Origin of the sequence: Neobacillus niacini (assembly GCF_048572935.1) — a bacterium.
Classification (GTDB): domain Bacteria; phylum Bacillota; class Bacilli; order Bacillales; family Cytobacillaceae; genus Neobacillus; species Neobacillus niacini.
On the sequence record NZ_CP183883.1, the window covers coordinates 484,364 to 509,257 of the forward strand.

Genomic DNA, 24,894 nt, shown 5'->3' on the forward strand with positions numbered 1-24,894 from the left:
CCTCCAGATTATTGCTTAACTGTGATGTCTTCACCAGAGAAATATTTCTTTGATAATTCTGTTAACGTTCCATCTTCACGTAATTTTTGAATTTCAGTATTAAACTCTTTACTTAATTTCTCGCCTTCTTCCGTTTTCACAAAAGGAAAAGCAATATCTTCATATACAAATGGGTCGCCAACAAATTTCAATGGCAGGTCGCCTTTAGCAATTTCAGCAATTAAGGAAGATTTAGAGTTTACATATCCATCTACACGTTTGTTAATCGCGTCATTCATAGCTCCATCACGTGTTTCATACGTTTTTGGAATAATTTCAGGGTCAAAATTTTGTAAGTTTTTAACATTGTTAGAACCTAGAACACCGGAAACCGTTTTTCCTTTTAAATCTTCTAAACTATCATAATCGTTGTCTTTATGTGTAACAATTGTAGCCCCTGCATATGCGTAAGGCTCAGAGAAGTTGTATTTTTCTTTTCTTTCAGCTGTTACTGCAACAAAGTTCGCAACTGTGTTAATTTTACCTGTTTCCAACTGACCCATTAATCCTGCAAAGTCAGATTTTACCCATTCCACTTCATAGCCAAGGTTTGCTGCAACTTTTTCAAACACTTCTACGTCAAATCCAATTAACTTACCATCTTCTTCATAACCGTTTGGATAGCTTTGTGCTGTTGAACCTGCACGAATTACCTTTTTTTCTTCACTTTTTTCACTATTTCCATTATCTTTTGATTGTTCATTTGTACCGCCGCAAGCAGCTAAAAATAATAAAAGTGCGATACTAATAATTAATGCGATTTTTTTCTTCATCATGTTCCCTACCTTTTTTTATATGTTTTTGATAATAACAATTTTTCTAAATAAACGGTGGTGTGCCCTTTTCCTAAATCTGCCTCTCCAACCTCTTTATACCCGCGCTTAAGATACATTTCAGCAAGCCAAGGGTGTTCTTTTGCAGTCCCAAGCGTTACAGACGGACAATGAAGTTTATCTCTTAAAAAATCATACTCAACAAAATCTAATATTTTTGTAGCATACCCTTTTCTCTTAAATTCAGGAGCCACCGCCACCCACCAAATATGTGGAACTTCATATGGTCCATGATGGGTACCCCATGGCATCCGTATAGAAGCAGTCGCCACCATTTCGTCCCCGTCTTTCATATAAAAACAAATATTTTCATTAATATTTCTTTTTACCAATTCCTCATCTGCAGTTGCAGCAGCAAAATGAATTCCCAATTCACGGATAGTAGCATACCCCCGTAAGGATAAATCGATTAATGCTGGGATATCCTCATTTGTCGCTTGATGGAAGGTCACATTACTCACTTAGATTTCCTCCATTTTTGATTGAAGAAATAACCTCGTCGACTTTTTGGCTTGCTAGCCCAATATACTGGCCTGGGTCTAAAAGTTGATTAATTTGCTCCTCAGAAAGGACTGCACTTACCTTTTCATTTTGAATAAGAAGTGTTTTAAATGGAATTTTTTGTTCCGTCGATTCCATTGCGATTTCATAAACAAGGTGATGTGCTGATTGTTTTCCTACTTTTTCAGATAAAGCAAACATGACACGTTCTGAAAGGACAAGTCCACCTTGAAGTTCCAGGTTTCTCATCATATTTTCAGGTTTTACTACAAGCCCTTGTAGAACTGTAATGGTACTTTTTAGTTGTGACGATAAATATAAACAAATTTCAGGTAAAGCGATCCATTCACTTCTCCAGCTCATCGCGTCTCTTTCATGTTCCATCATTAAGGATTCATGCAGCAAAGCAACACTATGAAGAATTGGTCTAGTTAGACTTGCAATACCTTCAAAAATAGCAGGATTTCGCTTATGCGGCATGGTTGTCGAACCAACATTCCCTGCAGCAAATGGTTCTTCTACTTCATCAATCTCTGTGCGCATTAAATTATAGAATTCATTCCCCAATTTACCGAGTGAACCACTGATTAATCCAAGCACAGAACCGTACTCTGAAATTCGGTCTCGAGAAGAATGCCAACAGATATCAGGGGTATCCAGCTCTAAAAGTTGTAACGCTCGCGCTTCCACTTCTGTACCGATACTACCTAGAGCAGCATACGTGCCAACACCGCCAGCAAGGACTCCGGTTAATACACGTTCTTCAGCAGCCTTTAATCTTTCTAAATGGCGTTCAAACTCACTTAATACAACTGCAAGCTTAAAGCCAAACGTTGTCGGCAAACCTTGCATCCCGTGTGTTCTTCCAGGCATTGGCGTTTCCTTATACTTAGAAGCCAAACCAATTAAGAGCTCTGCTACTTTCTTGGTATCACGCTTAAGAATCTCATTTGCTTCTTTCAGTTGAAGAATAGTACCCGTATCGGTCACATCCTGTGTAGTGACGCCATAGTGAACATATTCGCCGTATTCTCCTGATAGTGACTGCAGATGATTAACCGTCGCCATTAAAGAATGTTTTAATTTAGCAGCCTCAGTTGCAATTTTCTCAATATCGAAGTTTTCTATTTTAGCAGCATCCTTGATAGCTTTTCCAGCTTTCTTTGGAATAACTCCAAGTTCACTTTCTGCCACTGCTAACGCTGCTTCAACATCAAGGATTTTTTGCAATCTATTTTCATCATTCCAAACAGAACGCATTTCTTCCGTACTAAAGTTATTTTGCAACATTCTTAAATCTAAAACATGAGAACCCAATTATGCCCACCCCTTCAAAGAAAATTTAAAAATCATTGGAATTTTCTCTAAAAATATAAAAACCTATAGTTTTACTATGAATAAGAAGTATTTTAACATAATTAGTCTTTCTATTAAACAAATTAAATCAAAAAATGATAGATTCCGACATTGCCAAAAAAATCCAGACAATTGAAAAAGGTAAAATGCTAAGAAGGCTGTAAATGATCTGTTCATCATTTACAGCCTTCTGCTGATTTTATTCCTCCACTGCTGCTGTTTTCTTTCGTCTAGCTAATACAGTGATTCCAAGTCCCATTACTCCAAATAGTCCGATTAACGAACCTGCAAACAATGGTTTGTTCTCATAAAACTTCACTAAAGCCGTTTTCTCGGCAATCTCAAACGGAATGTCTATAGTCGTTTCATTTCCCGCATCATCCACTGCTGTAACTTCTACCTTATAGGAATTAATCTCTGAGAAAGTAGACGTAAAGACGGCCGCACCATTCTCACCAGCTGATTGTTCAAAGTGATGAACCTTGCCATTTACCAGAATAGATTTAATGTTATCCTTTGGATTATCAAGGCTTATTGTTGCTTTAACAGCCTCATAGTATTGCTCATTCTGCTTAATTCCATCATAAATAATCTTCGGAGCTTTTTTATCTATAACAAACTCAACACTTAATTGCTTAATATTTCCGGCTTTATCCTTTACCTCGAAAAACAAAACATGCTTACCTTCAGAAGTAATCGGATCGCCAAGTTTATATTCCTTGCCGTCCAAGGTTAGGGCAATGATATCATATTCGTTCAAATCCTCAATCAACAGCTCCGGAATTACATCCTTATTAAAATACTTATTCGAAACAGGTTCTTTAAACTTGATGACTGGTGACGTTTTATCAATTGTAAAAACGATGGTTCTCGTACTAACATTGTTCGCTAAATCTGTCACGATTGCTTTGAGAACATAGTCTTTTTCCAATTCTAGTTTCGTTCCGTTTTTGTATGGAGCACCATTCAACGTTACAGAAGTTCTGCTTGGATCTAAATGAATGTCTGAATACGTAATATTTGGCACCACATTCTCATTAAAAAATCCATCAAGTATACCGGAAATGGATAATGCCGGCTTTGTTGTATCGACAGTAAACTTGATTTCCAACGTTGTTTCATTACCCGCTTTATCTCGAGCTAATACATGAAAGTGGTAAGCCATTTCCTTCGAAGCAGTCGGAGCCGTTCTGCCTGTATTTGTACCGTTTAATGCAACAGAAACGATCGAATCATCTTTCTGATCAAGAGCAAATTCCGGTGTGAAGATTTCGTTTATATATTCACCGTCCTTGATGACTCTGTTTTGTCCTTGAAATTTAGGGGTGATGACTGGCTTTGTTTTATCAATCGTGAAGCTCACTTGCTGTGAGAAACTATTTCCAGCTTTATCGGCAGCTTCTACCAAGACTTGATAGTCTCCCTCTTCACTAAAATTATGATGAAGCGATGCCGTATTATTGCTGATAGAGAAGCTGCCGGCATTATATCGGGCACCATCTCTTGTAACCGTTATTTTGTTCATGTCTAAGTTCACGTCGCGAATCGCTACACTTACTTTCTTATCCACATTATAAAAGGCGTCCTGATCCACACCCGTTATTTCTATAGTAGGTTTTGTTTTATCAATCGTAAATGTGCGGTTTACCTCAACAGGTCCATTGCCAGCTTTATCAGTTGATTTAACCAAGATATCATACAATCCATCTTCGGAAAAATTATGACTAATGGAGGAAAGCTGTTTTTGGTTCGTGATGAAAGAACCAAAATCATATCGCTTGTTATCTTTTGTTACCACCAATTCAACATTATTTGTTGAAAAATTCTTCTCATTTACGGATACTGTTACGTTTTTGTCTGTAGGGTTAAAGGAATGATTGTCCACACCTTCGACTTTTACAACCGGCTTCGTTGAATCAATAATAAAACTTATCGGTCCATGGACGCTTTTTCGCTTCGCTTTATCAGTTGTTTCCAACGTCACTGTATAATTTCCTTCTTCTTTAAACGTATAGCTTAGTGCACCTTCTGTTTGATAACTTAATGCAATATCACCAATGCTATAAGGCACCCCGTCTTTTAACACATTCAGCTTCGTATTGGATATGTCGATATTCGTATCCTTGACCCAAAAAGCTGCTGACGTACTTTGGTAATGCTGGCCATTCTCCATACCATCGGTTGCTATTATCGGATTGATCGTATCAATCGTAAACGTTACAGATTTTTCAGCAGCGGTGTTGCCAGCTGCGTCTTCTGCAATCACCTTGATGAAATACTCATAGTCATCTTTAAATTGATAGGAAAGACTAGATATTTCAGCAAAGTTTCTCCACTCACGGATCCATACCGTTTTACTTTCATTCGTAACAGTATTTTTTTCTATTACTTCATACTGGACATTGTTGTTAGCAAAATTATGTTCATTGACTACGATTGAAACATTTTTGCCCTCTGCGTGATAGGAGTGATTCTTCACCTGTTCGCTAGTGTTCTCGTCGATAATCTCGATTACTGGTTTAATCGTATCGACGGTAAACGATAATTCCATGTCGGAGGCTTTGTTTCCAGCCTTATCTTCTGCAGACACTTTTATCCGATAATCTCCATCTTCAGTAAAGTCTAATGCAAGTTTAGATTGCTCATCTATATTCACAAACGTTTCTTCTTTTTCACTGTCATCTTTCTGAACACTAACCGTTACCTTATTTGTTTCAAAGTAGTATTCATTAACCCCGATGACAACCTTACCGCCTTTAACAAAGGCACCTTCATTAATCCCAGTAATATCCACCATTGGTGCAGTTCTATCAATGGTAAACGCTACGGTTTTCGAGCTCACTTTTCCGAATTTATCCTCTGCGGTTACTTTAAGCTGATACACGCCTTCATCCCGGAAAGTAAGGTTCATTTCCCCTTTATACAGCCACTTCAAATAATCATAGATGTCCCAGCTGCCTGGTTTAAGTTCGGTCACCTGATCACCATTAGTTCTTGTCATTTCAAGGGTTGTTTTGTTTTTATCAAACGTGAAATCATTGACGATTACTGTTACATCCACCGTTTCACTGTTATAGTGTTCCTGATGGTTAACCCCTTTAAATTGAATATCTGGTTTGCCTGTATCAATCGTAATGGTTTTTGTCAGAACACTTTCATTACCCGCTTTATCGGTAGATGTTACTTTAATTTCATAGACTCCGTCATCTTTAAATAAATGTTCCGCTGTTACTGTGTCACCTTCACGAATGAATGGATTGATTCGATACTCTTCTCCATTCTTCTTAACCGTTAGGTTGTAAGCGTCATGGTGCTTGTCGGTTACCATTATTTTTACCGTTTTCTCGCCATCCACCACTAGTTCATCTTCTGTCATCACCGTGCCATCTAGGGTAACAACCGATTTTGGGGCTGTATTATCAATGGTAAAAGAAACTGATTTTGCTGTCGCAGCTTGTTTTAGTTTATCGGTTGAAGTAAGGGTAAGCTTATATTTCCCTTCAGCTGTAAAGGTATGTTTTGCCTCTGCTCTTGAGTCTGATACGCCGCTCAACTGAATCGATTCTGGATAAGCAGCCCCATCTTTCTCGACTTTTAACGTTGTTTGCGTTAAATCAAGGGTTAAATCTTCTACGGATACTGTTACTTCCTTTTTATTTTTATCCGCGTTGTAAAATTCCCCTGTATTTACCCCAGTGATATCAAGTGTTGGCGCAGACTTATCGATTATAAATGTTAGTTTTTTAACTGCGGTATTCCCAGCCCTATCGGTGGCGCTTAATTCAAGTACATAAACACCTTCCTCGGTAAAAGAATACTTTTTGTAAGCTTCTTCACCCTTATAGGTTGTTACTCGGTTTCCTGCCGTTATTTTAAGCTGGGTTTTACTATTATCGACATTCGCATCAATCACACTGATTTGAGCATCTTTAGGTTCCTTGTATTCTCCTTGGTCAATAACACCGTTAATGGCTAGGGCCGGTGCTGTTTGATCAATCGTAAAACTTGTGATCCCTAGCTGATGTCCAGGATCAATATTTTGCCGATCTTTTACCGTAACACTTACCTTGTAGTTACCATCCTCTTTCAGGGAAAGGACAGCATTTTTACCTTTTTTCTCGAAACTTCTCACTTCCGACGTCGTTTCACCATTGTTCGTCTTCTCAATCACTGCTGTTGCGTCATAGATAAGAATGTCGCTTTCCACTTCCAGTTCAACATTTTTATAAAAACCACTGTCGTTTTTATCCTTTATCGTTAATCGAGGACCTTGTTTCACGATACCAAAAGTGGCTTTTGTGGAATCACTTTTATTTCCGGCTTTATCAGCGGCAGCAATCGTTACTTCATAAAATCCGGTATTATCGAAAGTTAGGAACGTTTCATTTTCTTTCCAGGCAGGTGCCTGTGCTGGTTGGTAGGCAATCCCATCCTTTAGAATTGAAATCGTATCGTCTCCAGGAAGAAAATTACTGTCCGTTACTTTTATACCCATTGAGACCGGCTTGTTAGTAAACCCTCCGTCTTGAAAACTTCCATTTTCGAACCAAGGTGTAATCGTCACTACAGGCTTAACAGCATCTCGATTTATGGTGAAGGAATTAGTTGAAACTGGGATATTCCATGAATTACCCTCAGCAAATTTCACTGTTACGTGTAGGCTGCCCTCGGGACTATCAGGCTGCATTGGGATTGAAACCAAATATTCCCCTAAAAAACCTAACTCAGGGTCCTTCATTTCTTCCATGGTTATTGGGACTTTACCGCCTTGGTAATCAGCCATAACTGTAAACGGTACCTTCCACTCCGTAACACTATCACCCTGACTGTTATTCTCAAAATCTTCCTTTAAATCTACCTTGAAGGTAACACTATCTTTATTGGTCATCCACTCTGGCTGATCCATTGATTCCATGTCCCATTTTTCCTCATTAAAGACAATAAATCGCTTTGCCCCATCAAGTGAAAATGCATTTGTGCTAAATATAAACACTGAAATTAGCAAAAGAATGACCGTTAATGTCCAGATTACCTTCTTTTTACTTTTGTATCTTTTAGCTATACTCTCTGCCATTCTACTAAACTCCCCTTAGATAATCGTGGTGGAATGAACAACGATTACATCAACTTCTTTTTTGAAAAAATCTTCTTTTTCTAGTAATAATGAAGTTTCCTCTGCCTCCTCCGATAAAACCGTTGTTTCATCAAGGTCGGCTGTTAACAAAGTGGTTTCTTCGATATCTTCATCACCTAGTAAGGCTGTTTCCTCTAGCTTATTGTCCATAAGTTCGGTTTCTTGACTAGCTGCAGCCTCCCAAGCATATTGCTTCTTTAACATAATTTCCTTTGTCAGCAGCTTTTCATTTGATTTATCTTGGGCTTTTCGCTTTTTATGTAATCTTTTCCGAAGGCTTATACCGGTTAAATCCTCGACCACTTGGGCAATACCCATTTTGACGTAGAGGATAATTGAAATAATTAAGGTTATCAGTGCACCGGCCATTCCACCGTAAAGCATAATTTGGTACTCCATTTTCCAGCTCCTTTCTAGTTAATACTTAAGCTATCAAACCTCCTTTTTAGCTTTTTGAAGGCTTCATCCTCACCTGCTTGATCTAGTGCGCTTGCTTGTTCATAAACCAGCTTTGCGGCTTGATAATTTCGACTGGATTCCTCTTTACTTTGTTCGATATCTAACAATAAATTTCCAAGCTTCACATAGGCATCCGTACTTTTTGGAAACCTTTTTATCGCTTTTTGGAATTGCTCACCCGCGCGGGCATGCTCACCCATTTCTTGATAAATGACCCCAATTTTCACTACGATTTCTTCTTCATTACTAGCATTTAATTCTATAAGGTTTTGATAATGCTCGATTGCCTGCTCGTAGTCTTCCCTTGCGGTCACTTTATCCTTTGAATTTACACCTCTGCTATAGAAGGCTTGGGCTAATTTTTGTTCAAAATCCAATTCATACTTGATTAATAAGTTCTCATTTTCGACTAATCGTAGAACCTCGTAGGCTTTTTCAACAATTTCAATTGCTTTGGTATTGGCATCGGTTATTTGCCCTTTATACGAGATGTATATATTTGCTAAAGAATTATAGTTATCAATTTTCTTTCGTCCATTTGGCAGCCGATCATTGAACGTTTCAAATTCAAGTAGATTTTCGGAGAACTTCTTATAGTCAATATTCATTGAAATCATCGTTGTCGCTAATGCTTCATAATACTGCGCATCTGGAATTACCTCTGGATCGACTTGATTGAAATGCTTTAACGCCTCCGAGTAGTTATGTTTGATATCAAAATACGTCATCCCCATTTTAAATCGGACCTCATTATTCTCATGGATATCTCCATACTCATCCTCAATATAGGCTTCTATTTTTGCTAACCCCGTATCAGTTTCATTTCTATTACTATATAAATCTAGTAAATTGATATAGGCTTCAGCTCGGCGATTATCGATGGTTGTGATTGCTTTTTCCAAGGTTTCAATTGCTTTCTTATCGTTGCCATCCATTAAATAAACCAAGCTATCATTCACCAAGCTCATATAATCTTGGAACTGCGTATTTTTCACGCCTTTATATCCAAACACGGTTGTGGTCGTAAAGATGAGACACAAAACAGCAGGTACAAGAAAGATGGATAGCTTCTTGCGCAGCTTCTTTTTATACCCTGCTGTCAGCTTGTTAATATTTTCAAGGTCATAGGATAGTTCACTGCAGCTTTGATAGCGATTGGCTGGCTCTGACTGTGTCGCTTTCATAATAATATGTTCTAGCCCTTCAGGAAGGGCTGGATCCCAATGACGGATTGGTTTAAGCTCAAAGGGCGGCTCATTCAAACTCTTACCGGTGATTAGATGATACAAGGTAACGCCTAAGCTATAGATATCCGTGCGCGCATCCGTCTGCTTGCCGGACATCTGCTCAGGTGCGGCATAAGATTTCGTTCCTAAATTGGTTGTGTCCGTAGAACTCTCGCTCTTGAATTCCCTTGCGATTCCAAAGTCAATCAGCTTAATTTTCCCTTCAGGGGTAAGCATGATATTATCTGGTTTCATATCACGATAAATAATTGGGTAGGGTTTTCTTGTATGTAAGTATTCCAAAACCTCACTTAGCTGCCTTGCCCAGTCAATAACCTGATTCGTCGAAATTGTCTTTTCTCGTTTCAGCTTTTCTTTTAAAGACTCTCCTTCGATATAGTCCATGACCACATAGATATCACCCTCAGATTCGATAATATCGTAGATCTTTGGCAGCGCCCCATGGTCAAGAACTTTGAGCATATTGGCTTCGACAATCAAGCTGTTGATCAGAAGCTCGTTATTGCTAGATGCGCGTTTACGAATGTCCTTTACGACTAATGATTTGTTCAGTCTGTTATCCATTGCTAGATAAACGATACTCATGCCGCCGCGGCCAATTTCCTTTAATATTTCATATCTTTCATCAATTACCGCTCCAATTTCTATCAAGAAAAACGCCCCCGCTAAATTACAAAACTTTTGCTGCTACAACCGAAATATTATCTACTTCTTTCCTAGCCTTTACTAACTCTACTAACTCGACAACTTTGTCCTTCAGCTCCTGCTCACTTTTTATCGTTTCTGGACTAAGATTTAGCGCTAACTCTTCCTCGGTTATTTGATGGTAGAATCCATCGGAACATAACATAAACACCGTGTTTACTTGGACATCACCTGTGGAAAAGTCAACTTCAATTTCTTTTGTTGCCCCAACACATTGCAGCAGCACATTTCGGCGCGGATCTACTTTGGCCTGCTCTTCGGTTATGTTCCCACGGGCCACTTCCCTTGCGACTAACGTTTGATCCTGCGTCAGTTGATGCAGGCTGTTAGAAATGCTGTATGCCCGGCTATCTCCGATATGAGCAATAAAATATTTATTGTGGAAGATCAATAATGCGGTCAGAGTTGTGCCTAATTTCACTTTTGAGGTTTCACCGTAGTGGAGGATTTTCTCATTCAATTGATTAATGCACTTTGTTATTTCTGCATAAATTTCTTCCTCGATGTACTCTGATTGCGAGAGTCTCGGCATTTCCACATCAAACCACTCTGCCATACCTCTAATGACTGTCGCGCTGGCCAGCTCCCCGTGCGACAAGCCGCCCATCCCATCACAAACGATGAAGAGGGCGACTGAGCCTTTCGGGGTTTTGGCTGTCTTTAGTAACAAAGCATCTTGATTGGTATTCTTTTTGATCCCTAAATCTGTGTGGTGCGCTGTTAAAAACCCCATGAGGTAACCTCCCTTTTAAAACAACTTAAAAATAAATTCTTGATTGGCAAGCTTTATTCGATCTTCATGTTTAATCTTGGTTTTTTCATTTGAAGACAGTTTGACTCCGTTCACATAGCTGCCATTTCTTGAATGTTTATCAATTAAAAAATATTCGCCGTCAGTGGTAACCAACTCCGCATGAATCCGCCCAACCACTTTACTGTTCAACGTATAATCGACTTGTTCAGGGTCTCTTCCTAATTTAAAAACTTCTTTCGTTACAACAATATTCGTACCGCTTTCTGCATCGATGAGAAATGGTTTTGACAAATTTCTATTGTCTACCCCTAACGCCGTGGTACCTTCTTCATATTCTTCCAACTCATTTAATGCCCCTAAAACGGTTGTCCCTTCTTCCTCAGTTGCCATTAAAGCACGTGTGATGAATCCTGGACTGTAAAAATTAGAATTTGTTTCTCGTACTTGCTCTTTTCTCTGTTTCCGACCGGTGGAAAACTCAATCAGTTTTTCTTTAAAGTCCTTCAATTGGAATGCAGGTGTACTTGCTATGTAATTATGAAGCTTGATAAAACACAGCAAATCATCATTTTCATCATAGGTAGTGGAGGCGATTAGTTCTTTAAAGAATTCACCCATTGATACCTTTTCAAAGACATTATCCTTTATGGGAACACACATAAATACTAATCTATTTGAAAAGTGATCAAGAAAAATATGTTTCTTGTCTAGCAAGATGTTTTCGAAATCTACATTGTTTTTTTCTAATTCCGTTAAACTGTCGACGATGTTTAGTAAATGATTCATCAACTGTTCTTTCGTAAGCGTTCCTGAAAAAAGCTTCTCCAAATCCGTTTTCATTTTATCGTCTCCATCTTAGTTTTTTTGCACTACCATGTGTTACGTGCTCTAGAAATGATGTTGTTCCTAACTCTCCTCTAAAAAGAGAGTTAGGAACAATACAACCTGCAGGCTTATTTAAATGCACTCGCGTTGCTGTTGATTGCTGATTCTGTTGAGTTATAGGCATTTACAGTTTGATCTAAGAACTTTGAATAGCTATCAACAATTTCACGGAAATTATCAAACTTTGGTGAAAGTGCATTGAAATTATTACGAATTGTATTGGATGCATCACTATTCCATGAATTCGCTAAAGCATTCATTTCTCTCTTAATTTCATCCAATCTACCCGTTAATTGTTGATTTAGATTACGGATTTGATTGGCCGTACTGCTAACCTCATTCAGAGATATTTTGATTCCTTCTACTGCCATGGTTACCACCTCACATTCATTATGACTCTATTAGTTTGTTAAACGTTTCGCTCCACTAATGACTTCATTTTGTGTTTCACGATACGTGCGTGCACTTACTTTCAAGAATTCAGAGTATTGTTTCATCAAGCTCGTCATCTGATTGAAATCGTCCATAAATCCTTTAATCTGGTTTACGTAAGCCAAGTTATCAGCGCCTTGCCAAGCAGCCTGCATCCCTTCAACCTCGTTGAAAAGGGCTTTATAAACACGCTCATAATCAGCTGATTGCTGGTCAATCTTTGCTGCAGCAGTATCTAGCTTTGCTGGATCAACTGTGATTGTTCTTGCCATCTTTATCACCTCCTTTAAAGTGCCGTCAGCATTGGACTTGACTTACTCCTCGAACGTTTCGTAATATTCTTCAATTTGATTTGCGTCAGAGATCGTAAATCTTTTATCAACCATAATCGTTGCGTAAACCTTCGCATCCAAATTTGACCAAGGTGTATTGTTAACACTTGAGGTCGAATATAATCGGAAATATCCGCTCCGCTATCAACAAATCCTACTGACACATGGCTTGATTTCACATGCATTTGTTTTACCAACTGTACCAGTTGAAAAATCGGTTCATTATAATCCGTTACATTTGGGTTCCCTGTACTTCTAACGGCTGCCTTTAATTCAATACTTACTTCATTATTTACATTCACTAAATAATCATCGACAGACATATCCTTCATGGAGCTATCATATTTTCCGTCCTCGACAAATAACAAAACTCTATATTCAGCGTCCTTAGGCAGGAGATTGCTAATTTCAGGCTTTAACCTCTTGGTCAGTTCATCTGACCATTTAGACAACACATAGTTATCGTAATATTCTCCTTCATGGTCTCTATCTTCACCTGCTAAAAAGACATGCTCCGGCTTACCCTTCGGATGAACGATTACTTTATCAGCTCCGTACATATTTTTAAAAATACTACTGCCTTCCTTAAAGGCCTCCACTTCAAAAGTTTCATTATAGGTCTCTTTTAAATATGTCAGTATACCGTTCTCTGAGGATTTCTCATTCATACAGCCTGTTACCGCTATTAATAGAACGAACGGAAGAACGATGGATATGACCTTCTTTTTATGTTCATTGCGCACCTTCCTTAGCGGAAAATTTGAGATAAGATTACAACCCGTCAGAGCAGCATTAGCTTTGATCCATTTTTCAACCCAAGTTCTTCAATGGTTTTGTTAATATCAAATACAATTCCAGTAACTCGATCACATAGAATCGTTTGCTCTGTTGCGATGTAATGGCCTTGTGAAAGTTCAGAGATTGTTGTCGACAGCAAATAAACAACTTCATATACAGGACTTTTCAGAGGGATAAAGACATCATAACTATTGTTTGAAGCCGGGTTATATACCTCGACTAAAATCTTATGCATATTGTACTGCCCCCTCTTCACTCGCCGCAGTGGTCAGAAGTTTTACTAGTTTTACTTTTCCTTTGTTCACCACATAGCCGAAGTCCTCAGCTAATTCGCCATACATATCATTGGTAATTTTATTAATTTTGAGCGTGTATTGGTCAGCAATCCCATTTCCTACCCAAACACCCTCACTCAGTGATACTTGTTTTTGGAACCAAGGTTCATATGTGTAAGAACTTAGTTTGTCAACGGCGTCGGAAAAGATAATTGTTACGTTCAATCCATTGACTCGTTCTAAAAAGACCTTCAGTTTATCTTTTCCATCATCGGATAGCTGTGCATTCAATTCTGTGAACGAATGGATGATACAGGTAATATTTTCAAACACCGGTTCTGGCTTACCTTCCGCAATTGCATCCTTTGTTGTGTTATTGCGATACACCAATGTCTTAAATAAATAGACAATCATCTCTTCTACCGGCTTTGGACCGGTCACATATTGATAGGTGCGGCCGCTGTCATAAACAAGGCTGCCAGCAGCGTCGATAACGATTACTTCTCTGTTGTCTTTCATCGCGATGACTTCCGCAAGTCCCTGCATGAAAGTGGAGCATTCATCACCAGTATGCGAGGTTACGAGATGAACCGCAGTTGCAGTAAAGTCAAGAGTTGCGAGATTCAGTGTGCTCTTCTCAATCCCAATCGGAATTCTGTTTGTCTGATTAAAACGAATTTCATTCTGTAAGTAGTGGATGTCTACTTTATCTGGAAGAATCGGAATTCGTTTCGCCGAATTCTTATTCCATTTCTGCTGATAATCACGACAATATCCAGTAACAAAGTGATACAAGTCCGATGCGTCTTTTGTAATTTGCGCAATCTGGAATTCGTAAACATTTTCAGTTTTGAAAATTCCTCTACCCTTATTTTTCGAAGGATAGACACCATCCACATTGCCCAACACACCAGAATATTCTGTTGTGTCATTCAACTGCAGGACATACATTTGTTTGAAGTTTTGAAGAAGCCTGTATCGAATCGCACCCGTATTTAATGCTGTAACGATGAAATAAATTCCATATTTCGTTCCTTCTCGTGTCAAAAATGAAATAGCTTCCTCATATTGTTCATACATCTCTGAAAATGCCGAGTAATTATGAATCATCAGGACGATCGATGGTACCTTTTCGTTTGACTGCTGATTAAAGATTTTGAAGTCTCCTCCATAATTAGAGAATTGCTTCTTTCTTGTTGCAATTTCGCTCGTGAGCATTTTAAAGAGATTATCAATTTTTTCTCCTTCATGTGACAGCATTACATCGCCGACATGTGGAGACTCACGGTACCAGCTTAACGTTTCTGATCCAAAGTCTAGTAAATAGAGATTTACTTCTTCAGGTGTGTGTTCCTCCATCAAGGAATAGATAAGTGAGGTTAAGAAGGTTGTTTTTCCGCTTCCGGCAACCCCATATACAACGGTATTCCCTTCTTGGGATAGTGGGAGCCTTAACACAGCTTGACGTTGATTTGCTGGATCATCAAACTCACCGACTACAGGATTAAGTTCAAACCGCTTCGTGATACTCTCACGATACTTTTCTTTTAATTCATCTAAGTAGATATTAGCCGGGATTGGATCTAACCAAAGCTGCTTTACTTTAATATTTTCCTGTTTTGCAAGATTGGCTAGGTAGTTGGTTACCTCATCAATTTGGCTCACTGGTTTTTTTATCATATTTTTCCGCTTATCGATTCTCGCCGATTTTAACACACGTCCTAAATTGTCAATCACCATAATCCCATCATCTTTAGATTTATCTACTTTATCTGCAGGATAATACGGCGCCCCTGCCCATGCGGATTGGCCAAGTTCAAACAGTTCGTTATAGCCAACCTGCAAGTAGAAACGACCCGTTTGCGATAACTCCGCCGCATCCGGCCGTTTGATGACCTCCATACTGTCCGCCTTTTCTTGCACCTTCAGACTGATACGGAATTTACTGTTACTCCAAATTTGGTCATCGACAACCCCCGAAGGCTTCTGCGTCGCTAAAATTAGATGGACACCCAAGCTTCTTCCTATCCGTGCAGCGCTGACCAGTTGGTCCATAAATTCCGGCTGTTGCGTTTTTAACTCAGCAAACTCATCTGATATCATGAATAAATGCTGTAATGGCTCAGAGACAGCACCTTCACGGTATAACTTTTGATATTTATAAATATCAATATTGCTTTCATTCAATACTCTGCTAGTTTCACTAAAAATGGCCTGGCGCCGCTTAAGTTCACTTTGAATACTAATGAGTGAACGTTTGACAGCTGCACCATCAAGGTTGGTAATCGTCCCTGCTAAATGCGGCAGGCTGCGGAATGCATTCGCCATCCCGCCGCCTTTATAATCAATTAAAATAAATGCAACTTCATCTGGATGGTAGTTGACCGCTAACGATAAGATAAAGGTCATAATAAACTCACTCTTACCAGATCCAGTCATTCCTGCAATCAATCCATGCGGCCCATGGTATTTTTCATGAAGATCAAGTTTGAACGGCTCTCCTGCCTGGTTGACACCGATCTGCGTTTCGATTGTCTGAGTGGGGTTATTTTCCTTCCACCGTGTCGGTGCGTTTAAATGCTCTACTTTTCCAATACCAAACATTTCTAAAAAAGTGATCATATCAGGAAGTGTGTAGGCCTTCACAGAAGAAGCAAGCTGTATGTTGGCCAACTCTACGGCAATCGGTTCCGCGTCCTGCTGTAAGAAAATATCGGCAGTAAAGTTTTGATACTTCCCGGATATATCGTCTTTATCATAAATTTTGCTTGTTTTTTCATTAAGCTCCACCACATTGGTGCATTCTTTCGGCAGCATTTCCAAGGTGTCATATAAGGTAATCAAGCTGAAGCCAATGTCTTTCTTTTCTTTTAATAGTAAATTCACCATTTCAGCTTTTCCTGCTAACTCTTTGCTCATTGAAAATACAACATAATGCTGTTTTATCTCTGCTTCATTACTGTCTGCCAGTGCTGCTCGATTGTTTATTTCTTTTTCAAAATAAGCGGAAAGTTCCTTTAGTTCATTCGCATCGGAGGCTATATAGCGGACATTCTTGCTATCATCCCACACATGCGGCAGCCACTTCACGAACCTCCAACACTCTTGTTCTTCTTTATCGTAAATAAAGACAAATTTTAATTCATCATAACTATGTAAGGCAGCTAACTGAAAAATGATCCCTTTAGCAAACTCGACAACGGTTTCCCTTTTTCCAATAATCCCGCTTATGCGCTCTTCCATTAGCGATAGGGTGACAGGCACCTGTCTTAAAATTTGAGGAGATTCTACCCATTGATACAACTCATCTTGGAGGTTGTCATCAAGAAGCGTAAATTTCTTCTCAGGGTATTTGATTTCCGCATCTAACGGCAAATCACCGAGACCCACTCTTATTTTGAGAAAATCATTTTGACCTAGTGTCCGTTCCCATAGGTTACGTTCACGATTGCGAATTCTTTTTAAGCATAGGTAAAGGGGAATATGATTTTCATGCAAAATATCACTCTGATACTTGCATTCGTCCGCAACCGCCTGCTTCATCTCTTCTATGTACTTTTTATATTTTTCCTGCCGTATTTTCTCCTGAGCAATCCGCCTCTTCTTCTCATGCCTTTTGGTTAAAATTGGCCAGAGAATCATCCCAATCATCATGCTTAAGGACATGATAAGTGTAGGCATCGCGTACATAATGTCTCCATTCGTCCGCATGACATTTTGGACGGCAAATATTCCTGTAAATAGCGACGCCATCCCCATTGTAATGGACGGACCCAGCAACAGCATTAACGGGGTTTCTTCGGTATTATTTTGCTGCGGTGGCGGATCAATTTTGATTGTCTTTCGCTCAATATCCCGCTTAAACCTCGGTGAACGAAAAAATAAATCATCCTGTTCTTCCTCAATTTGAAATTCATCGAACTCATCATTATCCTGGACATTGGGCTGGCTCGCAACAAACGGTTTAAAAGCATTTCGGTCTAAAAATACTAATTGATGTGGATTATTTAACGAAAGTAATCGCCCATTATAAATAATCCGTAAGCCCATAATTGATATCACGTCGCCAATGACCAGCGTTTTTTCGATAATTCTTTCACCGTTGACATATGTACCGTTTGAACTGTTATGATCCCGGATTACCGCTAGACCCTTATCGTTATATTCAACGGAACAGTGTGAACTGGATACCAATTTATCGGTAAAACAAATATTGTTATCCTTAGCCCGTCCAATTTTAATGACATCCCCAGTCACCATATGTCTAGTAAACTCATTTCGTCCTTCACTTGCTGGTTCAACATATAAAAGCGCCGATGAATCCCCATCACGGTAGACCGTATACGTCATAAAAGGCTCTACCGGAACTTTTCCAATCTTTTCTCCGGCAGCGCCCTTTAAGTAGGCATATTTATTTGATTTTACATACCACTTACCATTTTCAGCTTCAATTGCCAGCAAATCTATCTGATTTTCAGCTTGATCAACAGTGGTTAAGATATATCTTCCAGTGATTTTTTCCGGCAAAACAAGATTAAATGCTTTACCTCTATCAAACAGCGTTACGATCAAAATAATTCTCTCCCTATTTCTAGCTCAGTAGAAACAATTTCCTATATTTGTTATTATAAAGTAATTTTCTAATCGGTCCGTCATACTTTAGACACAATTTGGCAAAATCTTTATCTAGGTACCCAATAACTGACACAGCAGTCTTGTAGCCCTTTAGTCTTATTAATCCTTCAAAAGAATATAAGAAAATAGAACCAAAGATGATTTTTCCATAATAAAAATCCACATGAGAATTCTCATATGGATCTTCGCTTTTATCTATTCACTGAGGCTTCATAACCGACACTGTTTAACAAATCACACCACTGCTCAAACGTATTTAATGCTACCTTTACTGGTGCAGTTGGATGATCCATGTACTCTACAACCCATATCCCTCTTGCAGAAGGAAGAAAGAAGACGATATTTTCAAGAATCGGATCTCTTTCAATACTTGGATTATGGAACAGTGAAATATTATAAAGAGACCAGTCCTGCGACTCTAAATCATTGAGAAAGATACGGAAGCTCAGCTCTTCTTCAGAAGAAAAACTGGTTATTTTCCTTACTTTGCCCGAGTTACGGCGCTCACTCAGTAAATCAAACGCCTGATCGGAAAGATGGAACGTATGCGGTTCATCAATCCCCTCTTCCGAAAATGAGTAATAGTTTCGTATTATGTCCGGTATATCAACTGCATGGATATAGGCAAATTCATGGATAATGTCACGATCGATAATATGAGACATCCATGTATCGTTTTCAATATGGTGTATCATGAGAATGTTCGATTGCCCTTTATTTGAGCAGCGAATCATCCTTTTCGATTCTACATAGTTTTGAATAAATTGCTGAATTTCATCCCTTAATGGGATCTCACCCTTACTCTCTCTTTCGTCATCCCAGAGCTGCTTTAGGATTAATTGATGGGTAGTCACTTCCATAATTGCTTCCCATTCTTTTTGACGTTTTTCTCCTACAGAAGCCTCGGCAATACCTTTTGCCACACCAGGATAACCACTAAGTGTTACTAAGAGAGCTAGCTCCGCTGATGTACAAGTCATGATATAATCCATTTAAATCACAATCCTTTTCGTTAGGAAACCATTGAAACCATTGGGACGGTTCTCCTGGTCTCTATCTCTATAGAAAAATGGCCCGGAGCAGATTTTTAAGCACATAATAAACAATTATAGAGGCAATAATTTGGACAACTATAGAAATCAACATAAAGAACTTTCTTTTTAGGAAAGAGTACTTTAAAAATTTCTTGTTCAAATAGGGCCCGATACCAAAAAAGGCATTAATCACATAAGTAAACGTCTTTTGAAATACCGTTTTTGGATTTTCATAAACACCTGTTTCATAAACATCAAGCACGATTCTTCCGAGTAAAAACACCAAGATACTGAACATTACTTGAACGCTCAGATAATAGGATAATAAGCCTTGAATCAGTTTCATTGTTTCTAAAGTCATGTTTCACCCTTATCCTTTATTAAGAGATTTGCTGAAGATACCAAAGTTCAAAATTCTTACAATACGTTTTTAGTTGAACCAGCTTCCAACGGATTTAAAGGTGTTATTAATCCCCGCACCTATATCTTTAATTCCTTCTTCAACTGCTCCTCCGAGCTTTTCTCCAACATTTTTAATCTGATCCTCAAAGACTATACTACCGACTCCGCCGACCAAGGCACCAACAGCACCTCCAACTACAATTCCCACAGGTCCACCAACGCTGCCAATCATCGCACCGACTTTAGCTCCTGCGCTGATTGCAATAATATCTGCGGTAATTCCAGCAGCTGCACGTCCAGTTATTTCACCACTGGTCTTACCTGCATTGTCAGGATCAACAAACTCTGCACCGTTTGCAGCGAGTGATATTCCCCAGCCAACCACCGGAACTTTCTTTGCAACCTTGGTCCATCCCTTGGCATCAATTATGTGTTCAGCAATTTCCTTTGTACCTGTTGTTATCCGTTTTTGGAATGTACCAGATAAAGTATCCGCTTTTAACAGATTCAAATTCTTTGGAAAACCAGCAGCATGCTTTAATAGCGCTGAAGGATTATTATATGAAGCTGCAATCTTTTGAAGTTGCTTTACGACCGGATTCGCAGGGCTCGATTTTGAAAAGTTGTAGATTGCACGAGCCAGTTTAGAGTCATATCTTCCTCTTCCTCTACTCTTCCAGGATGGATGGGCTCCTACTGTAAATTTATATTCACCTTTAATTTTCTTCCAAAACGTTGGCTTCCCGCCTATGTAATTAATTTTAAGCTTCCGTGAAATCCCAGTACTAAGCGCAATTGTAAAAAGTTGTGTTCCGACTAAGGCGGCATCTCCGATACTAAGTTTTCCATTGATGTAATTAAAGACATTCAAGATACTAGCAATAGTTGATTTCTTAGATTCAGGGGTTAAGGCAGATTCGGATTTCTTGGTTAGCTCAGTTTCTGTCCGGCAATACTGATCCATGGATTGAGCAATAAACCGGTCCAAGTTTCTTATCCGCGTCTCTAATTGATTAGCTGACGTGATAGCAGCATTGAACCTTGAATGTAAATTCCCCCGATTCATAATTTCGTGATCAATCGAATACCTAAGAGCACTTAAACCATCACTAACCTCTGATATTTTTTGTGACATAGGACCAATACTGGCACCAGTCATTTTAACATAATCTGTTTGAATCCTAATGGGCGGCAATTTATAGCACCTCCAAGCACTCTAGTAAAATTAGTTTCCAGCGGCATTTGCCTTTTTTTCAGCTTCCGCTTTTGCCTTTGCTTCTGCTTCCGCCTTTGCTCTTGCCTCAGCTTCTTCTTGACGCTGAATTTGTTGTGCAGCGGAAAGAACATCCGACCCAATTGAACTTAGTTTCGAAGATAGGGCAGCAATCTCCCGATTTATACTGTCAATTGTTTGGTTTATGTAAAACATCTCTTGGGCGTTCCAGCCATTGTTGAGATTCCCTTTTACCCTATTTAAGTTACTTTTAACTTCAAGTAGTCTTGTGGAATAATCATTGATTTTATTTGCCTGCGAAGCCGCTAAATGAACGTTAATACTCACTTTATCACCTGCTTTTAACGAAACCGTCTTTGATTTTTATTATTTCCGATTCCCTCTATTTTCCTATTTATTATAAAAGCTATTTATTTATTATTCTATAAAAAAGAAAAAATTGGTTATTTTGTACCGGACACCCCCCAAATTTTATAAAAAATAACGTCTGAAGACCCAGACGTTACTGATTGACCCTTCTTAGGGACGTTGATATTTAATGAAGTTAGTTCAAGTCACAAGAACCGTCCCCGTGTTATTCCATTGCTTTTAAAGCTTTTGTTTTAAAGCCGCATTGCCCCATGGCTTCGGAAAGCTCTATTCTTAATTGTGCTTCATCAAAGTCCACTAACTTTTTTCCTGTAACCACTTGCTTTCCCGCGATAAATACATCTCGTACATTCCCACCATTAGCCGAGTACACTAGAGCAGAATACGGATCAAAAATAGGAAACATATTGACTGAATCGGTTTCAACTAGGATGAAATCTGCCTGTTTCCCTGCTTCAATAGAGCCAATTTGCTTCTCCATCCCTAAAACGGCAGCTCCTCCGATTGTTGCTAACCTTACAATTTCTTCAGCCGGAAAGGCACTGCGGTCTTGTAAATAGGTTTTATGAAAGTTCGCAAACAATCGCATTTGGCTAAATAAATCCAAGGTATTTCCGCTGCTTGGTCCATCTGTTCCCAGTCCCACCGTTATACCAGCAGATAACAAATCCCGGACACGTGCTACACCTTTAGCAGATTTCGTATTCGCCCCGATACAATGAGCCACTTTTACATCATATTTCTTCAATAACTCAATATCATTGTCTGATAAATGAATACAATGTGCAGCGACAAATCTTGGACTCAATACACCAATATCCTCTAAAAATTCTATCGGGGATTGATTGCGTTCATTACGAAATTTATCCATTTCAAAATCCATTTCACTGACATGCATCATCCATGGCACATCGTATTTCTGAGACAAAGCGTCTGCTTGCTGGAGTACTTCAATGGTATTTGAGTATGGGGCATGCGGTGCTACTGACGCTTGAATTCTTTTATTTCCCTGCCATTTCGGGATAAATTTTTGAGCATATTGTAAGCCGCCCATTGGATCGGACACATCAACCGTTACTGAATCAATGACGGTTTCTGCTAAAATTCCGCGGCTATGCATTTCTTCAGCCGCTTCTGCTAATTGTTGTTCAAAATAATACATATCAAAAAATGTCGTCACTCCAGCAAGCTGCATTTCAGCAATGGCGTATTTTGCGCTTGTGTACGCCAACTGTTCATTCATACATTCATTTTCTAATGGAAATAAAAAGCGGCGTAAACGGTCGGGGTAGTCATCCCCTAATGAACGAAACGGGATCATGCCAATATGCGTATGTGTATTAACCATACCTGGCAGCAAAATAGCCCCTTTGGCATCGATACATTTATCATAGGTAAGTTCATTTGGCAGTGAATCCATCGCACCAACCTCTAAAATTTCCTCATCATCTGTTATCATATAACCTTTTGGGAACTGGTCCATCTGTTCATTCATGGTTAAAATCCAAGCATTTTTAATTACTATTTTCAAAATTGTTCACCCTCAACTAGCGGGATCATCATTTGAGAACGCACATTCATCATCCCTTTATCTGTAATCTTGATAACAGGTGAAACTGGCAGGGATAAAGTCGAGAAGGACATAATTTCATTACTGTTGCGGTAGCCTAACCGATTCATCGCTTGCCGCACTTCCTTCAATTGCGCACCTAGTTCTTCTATCGGTGCATCACTGACAATACCGCCAACTGGCAATGGACAAACCGCTTGCACCTTCCCAGCTTGTACCACGACATAACCGCCCTGCAAAGCCAATAGTTGTTTTTGTGCTGCTATAATATCCTCCGAGCTCGTTCCCATTACCATTAAATTATGATGATCATGTGCCCAAGTTGTAGCGACAGCTCCTTTTTCATATAAAGCTCTGTCCACAAATCCGTAAGCAATGCTGCCTGTTTTGCCATATCGCTCCATCACCACAATTAAGGCTAACCCGCTATTTTCCCAATCTAAATATCCATCTATGACGTTAACCTCACGTTGTACATGCTCTGTAAATGTACCTACTTCTGAAATTTGAATGACGTTTACTACAGTCTTTTCAGACTCCTTCACCTTGAAACGTAAATCCTCTAATGTTAATTCCCGGCATTTTAAGGATTGATAGAAATGCTCCGGAAAATTAGGTTTTTCAGCCGGATATCTGATTCGATTACCTCGTGCATGAACTAACTTTCCATCTTTATATACCGCGTCAATCTCAAAACTATCAATGTCATTTAACAATAGAAAATCAGCTTTAAAACCTGGCACATTCGCACCTCTGTCTTGGAATCCCATTCTTCTTGCAGGCGTATATGTAGCACAATAGATGGCCTGTTCTGCTGGCATCCCAGACAGAATAGCTAAGCGTACATTGGCATCCAAATGTCCTTCCAACAAGTCATCCGCCATCACATCGTCGGTAATAATAGCCATATAGTCATAGAAATGATTTTCCACTACAACGCGTATGTTCTCAGGAGTAATCGATTTCTTCTGAAATTCTAAAAACATTCCATTAGTGATTTTTTCATAAATCGATTCCGGCGATTGATGGGTGTGATCAGCTGTTATACCTGCATATAAAAACTTTGATAATTCTAATCCCGAAACACGTGGAACATGACCTTCTAAAGGCATAAATGGTCTCTCCGTTTGAACAGCGCGTAAAATCTGCCGAATCAAAGACTCTGGTTCATTGACAATGCCGTTAAAGTTCATCGCTTCCCCTAGCGCAATTACTTTCGGGTGCTTCAAGAGCTGCTTCACTTCTTCTACACCGATATAACCGCCCGTTGTTTCTAATTCTGGAGTTGTCGAAGGTACAGACGAAGGAATGGCATAGAAAATATCCATGACACTTGGCTGAGAAAAGAATGCCTCCAGCCCTTCCATACCAAACACATTTGCTATCTCATGCGCATCAGCGATAACCGTTGTTACCCCATGGGTTAACACTGCCTCTGAAAAAATGGAAGGGGATGTCATTGAGCTTTCTATATGCATGTGAATATCCATTAAACCAGGAATCAAATACTTATTTTTAGCGTCTACCACTTTTTCGGCATGGATATTTTCAATGTTATCAGCTGTTAGATAGTAAAATTTATCCTCAACAATAAACACATTTTTCTTTTCGAATTTTTTGGTAAAAGTGTTAAAGACCTGTGCATTGATAATCGCCAAATCCACTTTCATTTTATATTCTCCTTTCTCAAAATCTAAGTTTTTTAAAAGTTGCTTTGATTATCACAAAGCACGAAAAGTTATTCTAACGGGTATCAACAGCGCCTTTTGGTTACCGTTGAACATGAAAAATCATGCCGGAGGGAATCAATAGCGCCCTTTGGTTACCGTTGAACACGAAATATCATGCTAGAGGGAATCAACAGCGCCTTTTGGTTACCGCAGAGCACGAAAAATTATGC

Annotated in this window: 19 protein-coding genes; all 19 read right to left on the minus strand. The window is 39.1% G+C overall.

Annotated elements, in window-relative coordinates:
• Nucleotides 1-8: 8 nt before the first annotated feature.
• The 19 genes from ACN6MT_RS02190 to ACN6MT_RS02280 all read right to left on the minus strand — a co-directional run bounded on the left by ACN6MT_RS02190 (nucleotide 9) and on the right by ACN6MT_RS02280 (nucleotide 24,664).
• On the minus strand, nucleotides 9-815 hold the full coding sequence (locus ACN6MT_RS02190) for a transporter substrate-binding domain-containing protein (protein ID WP_419954637.1): 807 nt from the start codon (nucleotides 813-815) through the stop codon (nucleotides 9-11).
• Nucleotides 816-820: 5 nt separating this feature from the next.
• Nucleotides 821-1,333 (minus strand): GNAT family N-acetyltransferase, encoded by a 513-nt coding sequence (locus ACN6MT_RS02195; RefSeq protein ID WP_419954638.1) that lies wholly within the window; start codon nucleotides 1,331-1,333, stop codon nucleotides 821-823.
• Nucleotides 1,326-2,690 (minus strand): adenylosuccinate lyase, encoded by a 1,365-nt coding sequence (gene purB / locus ACN6MT_RS02200; protein ID WP_419954639.1) that lies wholly within the window; start codon nucleotides 2,688-2,690, stop codon nucleotides 1,326-1,328. The genes ACN6MT_RS02195 and purB overlap by 8 nt, the downstream gene beginning before the upstream one ends.
• A gap of 238 nt (nucleotides 2,691-2,928) precedes the next feature.
• Entirely contained in the window at nucleotides 2,929-7,803 is a 4,875-nt protein-coding gene (locus ACN6MT_RS02205) for an Ig-like domain-containing protein (protein ID WP_419954640.1), read from the minus strand.
• Between the two features lie 15 nt (nucleotides 7,804-7,818).
• The gene (locus ACN6MT_RS02210; RefSeq protein WP_419954641.1) at nucleotides 7,819-8,262 is read right to left on the minus strand and encodes a hypothetical protein; all 444 of its coding nucleotides are present in this window, start codon (nucleotides 8,260-8,262) and stop codon (nucleotides 7,819-7,821) included.
• Nucleotides 8,263-8,276: 14 nt separating this feature from the next.
• Nucleotides 8,277-10,220 carry a protein kinase domain-containing protein gene (locus ACN6MT_RS02215; RefSeq protein WP_419954642.1) on the minus strand — a complete coding sequence of 648 codons (1,944 nt, stop codon included), beginning with the start codon at nucleotides 10,218-10,220 and terminating at the stop codon, nucleotides 8,277-8,279.
• A 19-nt stretch (nucleotides 10,221-10,239) separates the two neighbouring features.
• Nucleotides 10,240-11,007 carry a PP2C family protein-serine/threonine phosphatase gene (locus ACN6MT_RS02220; protein WP_419954643.1) on the minus strand — a complete coding sequence of 256 codons (768 nt, stop codon included), beginning with the start codon at nucleotides 11,005-11,007 and terminating at the stop codon, nucleotides 10,240-10,242.
• A 15-nt stretch (nucleotides 11,008-11,022) separates the two neighbouring features.
• Entirely contained in the window at nucleotides 11,023-11,868 is an 846-nt protein-coding gene (locus tag ACN6MT_RS02225; protein WP_419954644.1) for an FHA domain-containing protein, read from the minus strand.
• Between the two features lie 113 nt (nucleotides 11,869-11,981).
• Nucleotides 11,982-12,284, minus strand: coding sequence for a pore-forming ESAT-6 family protein (locus ACN6MT_RS02230; RefSeq protein WP_034675371.1), 303 nt, complete (start codon nucleotides 12,282-12,284; stop codon nucleotides 11,982-11,984).
• A 30-nt stretch (nucleotides 12,285-12,314) separates the two neighbouring features.
• A complete protein-coding gene (locus tag ACN6MT_RS02235; RefSeq protein ID WP_034675367.1) occupies nucleotides 12,315-12,617 on the minus strand; it encodes a WXG100 family type VII secretion target in 303 nt (100 codons plus the stop codon).
• Nucleotides 12,618-12,631: 14 nt separating this feature from the next.
• Nucleotides 12,632-13,420 (minus strand): hypothetical protein, encoded by a 789-nt coding sequence (locus ACN6MT_RS02240; RefSeq protein ID WP_419954645.1) that lies wholly within the window; start codon nucleotides 13,418-13,420, stop codon nucleotides 12,632-12,634.
• 38 nt (nucleotides 13,421-13,458) lie between these two features.
• Nucleotides 13,459-13,710, minus strand: a complete 252-nt coding sequence (locus ACN6MT_RS02245) for a methyltransferase (RefSeq protein ID WP_419954646.1) — start codon at nucleotides 13,708-13,710, stop codon at nucleotides 13,459-13,461.
• The gene (gene essC, locus ACN6MT_RS02250) at nucleotides 13,703-18,322 is read right to left on the minus strand and encodes a type VII secretion protein EssC (RefSeq protein WP_419954647.1); all 4,620 of its coding nucleotides are present in this window, start codon (nucleotides 18,320-18,322) and stop codon (nucleotides 13,703-13,705) included. The genes ACN6MT_RS02245 and essC overlap by 8 nt, the downstream gene beginning before the upstream one ends.
• A 254-nt stretch (nucleotides 18,323-18,576) precedes the next feature.
• Nucleotides 18,577-19,377 carry a hypothetical protein gene (locus ACN6MT_RS02255; RefSeq protein ID WP_419954648.1) on the minus strand — a complete coding sequence of 267 codons (801 nt, stop codon included), beginning with the start codon at nucleotides 19,375-19,377 and terminating at the stop codon, nucleotides 18,577-18,579.
• Between the two features lie 67 nt (nucleotides 19,378-19,444).
• Complete coding sequence (locus ACN6MT_RS02260) at nucleotides 19,445-19,780, minus strand: hypothetical protein (RefSeq protein ID WP_034675355.1); 336 nt, start codon at nucleotides 19,778-19,780, stop codon at nucleotides 19,445-19,447.
• A gap of 69 nt (nucleotides 19,781-19,849) precedes the next feature.
• A complete protein-coding gene (locus ACN6MT_RS02265) occupies nucleotides 19,850-21,016 on the minus strand; it encodes a hypothetical protein (protein WP_419954649.1) in 1,167 nt (388 codons plus the stop codon).
• Nucleotides 21,017-21,046: 30 nt separating this feature from the next.
• Nucleotides 21,047-21,382, minus strand: a complete 336-nt coding sequence (locus ACN6MT_RS02270; RefSeq protein ID WP_419954650.1) for a hypothetical protein — start codon at nucleotides 21,380-21,382, stop codon at nucleotides 21,047-21,049.
• A 247-nt stretch (nucleotides 21,383-21,629) separates the two neighbouring features.
• Nucleotides 21,630-22,955 (minus strand): amidohydrolase, encoded by a 1,326-nt coding sequence (locus ACN6MT_RS02275; protein WP_419954651.1) that lies wholly within the window; start codon nucleotides 22,953-22,955, stop codon nucleotides 21,630-21,632.
• The gene (locus ACN6MT_RS02280; RefSeq protein ID WP_419954652.1) at nucleotides 22,952-24,664 is read right to left on the minus strand and encodes an adenine deaminase C-terminal domain-containing protein; all 1,713 of its coding nucleotides are present in this window, start codon (nucleotides 24,662-24,664) and stop codon (nucleotides 22,952-22,954) included. Before ACN6MT_RS02280 ends, ACN6MT_RS02275 begins: the two co-directional genes overlap by 4 nt.
• Nucleotides 24,665-24,894: the final 230 nt, after the last annotated feature.

Coding starts and splice junctions, on each gene's coding strand:
- ACN6MT_RS02260 (WP_034675355.1), bottom strand. CDS start 19,780: ATGACTTTAGAAACAATGAAACTGATTCAAGGCTTATTATCCTATTAT.
- ACN6MT_RS02225 (WP_419954644.1), bottom strand. CDS start 11,868: ATGAAAACGGATTTGGAGAAGCTTTTTTCAGGAACGCTTACGAAAGAA.
- ACN6MT_RS02220 (WP_419954643.1), bottom strand. CDS start 11,007: ATGGGGTTTTTAACAGCGCACCACACAGATTTAGGGATCAAAAAGAAT.
- ACN6MT_RS02210 (WP_419954641.1), bottom strand. CDS start 8,262: ATGGAGTACCAAATTATGCTTTACGGTGGAATGGCCGGTGCACTGATA.
- ACN6MT_RS02190 (WP_419954637.1), bottom strand. CDS start 815: ATGATGAAGAAAAAAATCGCATTAATTATTAGTATCGCACTTTTATTA.
- ACN6MT_RS02280 (WP_419954652.1), bottom strand. CDS start 24,664: ATGAAAGTGGATTTGGCGATTATCAATGCACAGGTCTTTAACACTTTT.
- ACN6MT_RS02245 (WP_419954646.1), bottom strand. CDS start 13,710: ATGCATAAGATTTTAGTCGAGGTATATAACCCGGCTTCAAACAATAGT.
- ACN6MT_RS02255 (WP_419954648.1), bottom strand. CDS start 19,377: ATGGATTATATCATGACTTGTACATCAGCGGAGCTAGCTCTCTTAGTA.
- ACN6MT_RS02205 (WP_419954640.1), bottom strand. CDS start 7,803: ATGGCAGAGAGTATAGCTAAAAGATACAAAAGTAAAAAGAAGGTAATC.
- ACN6MT_RS02230 (WP_034675371.1), bottom strand. CDS start 12,284: ATGGCAGTAGAAGGAATCAAAATATCTCTGAATGAGGTTAGCAGTACG.
- ACN6MT_RS02235 (WP_034675367.1), bottom strand. CDS start 12,617: ATGGCAAGAACAATCACAGTTGATCCAGCAAAGCTAGATACTGCTGCA.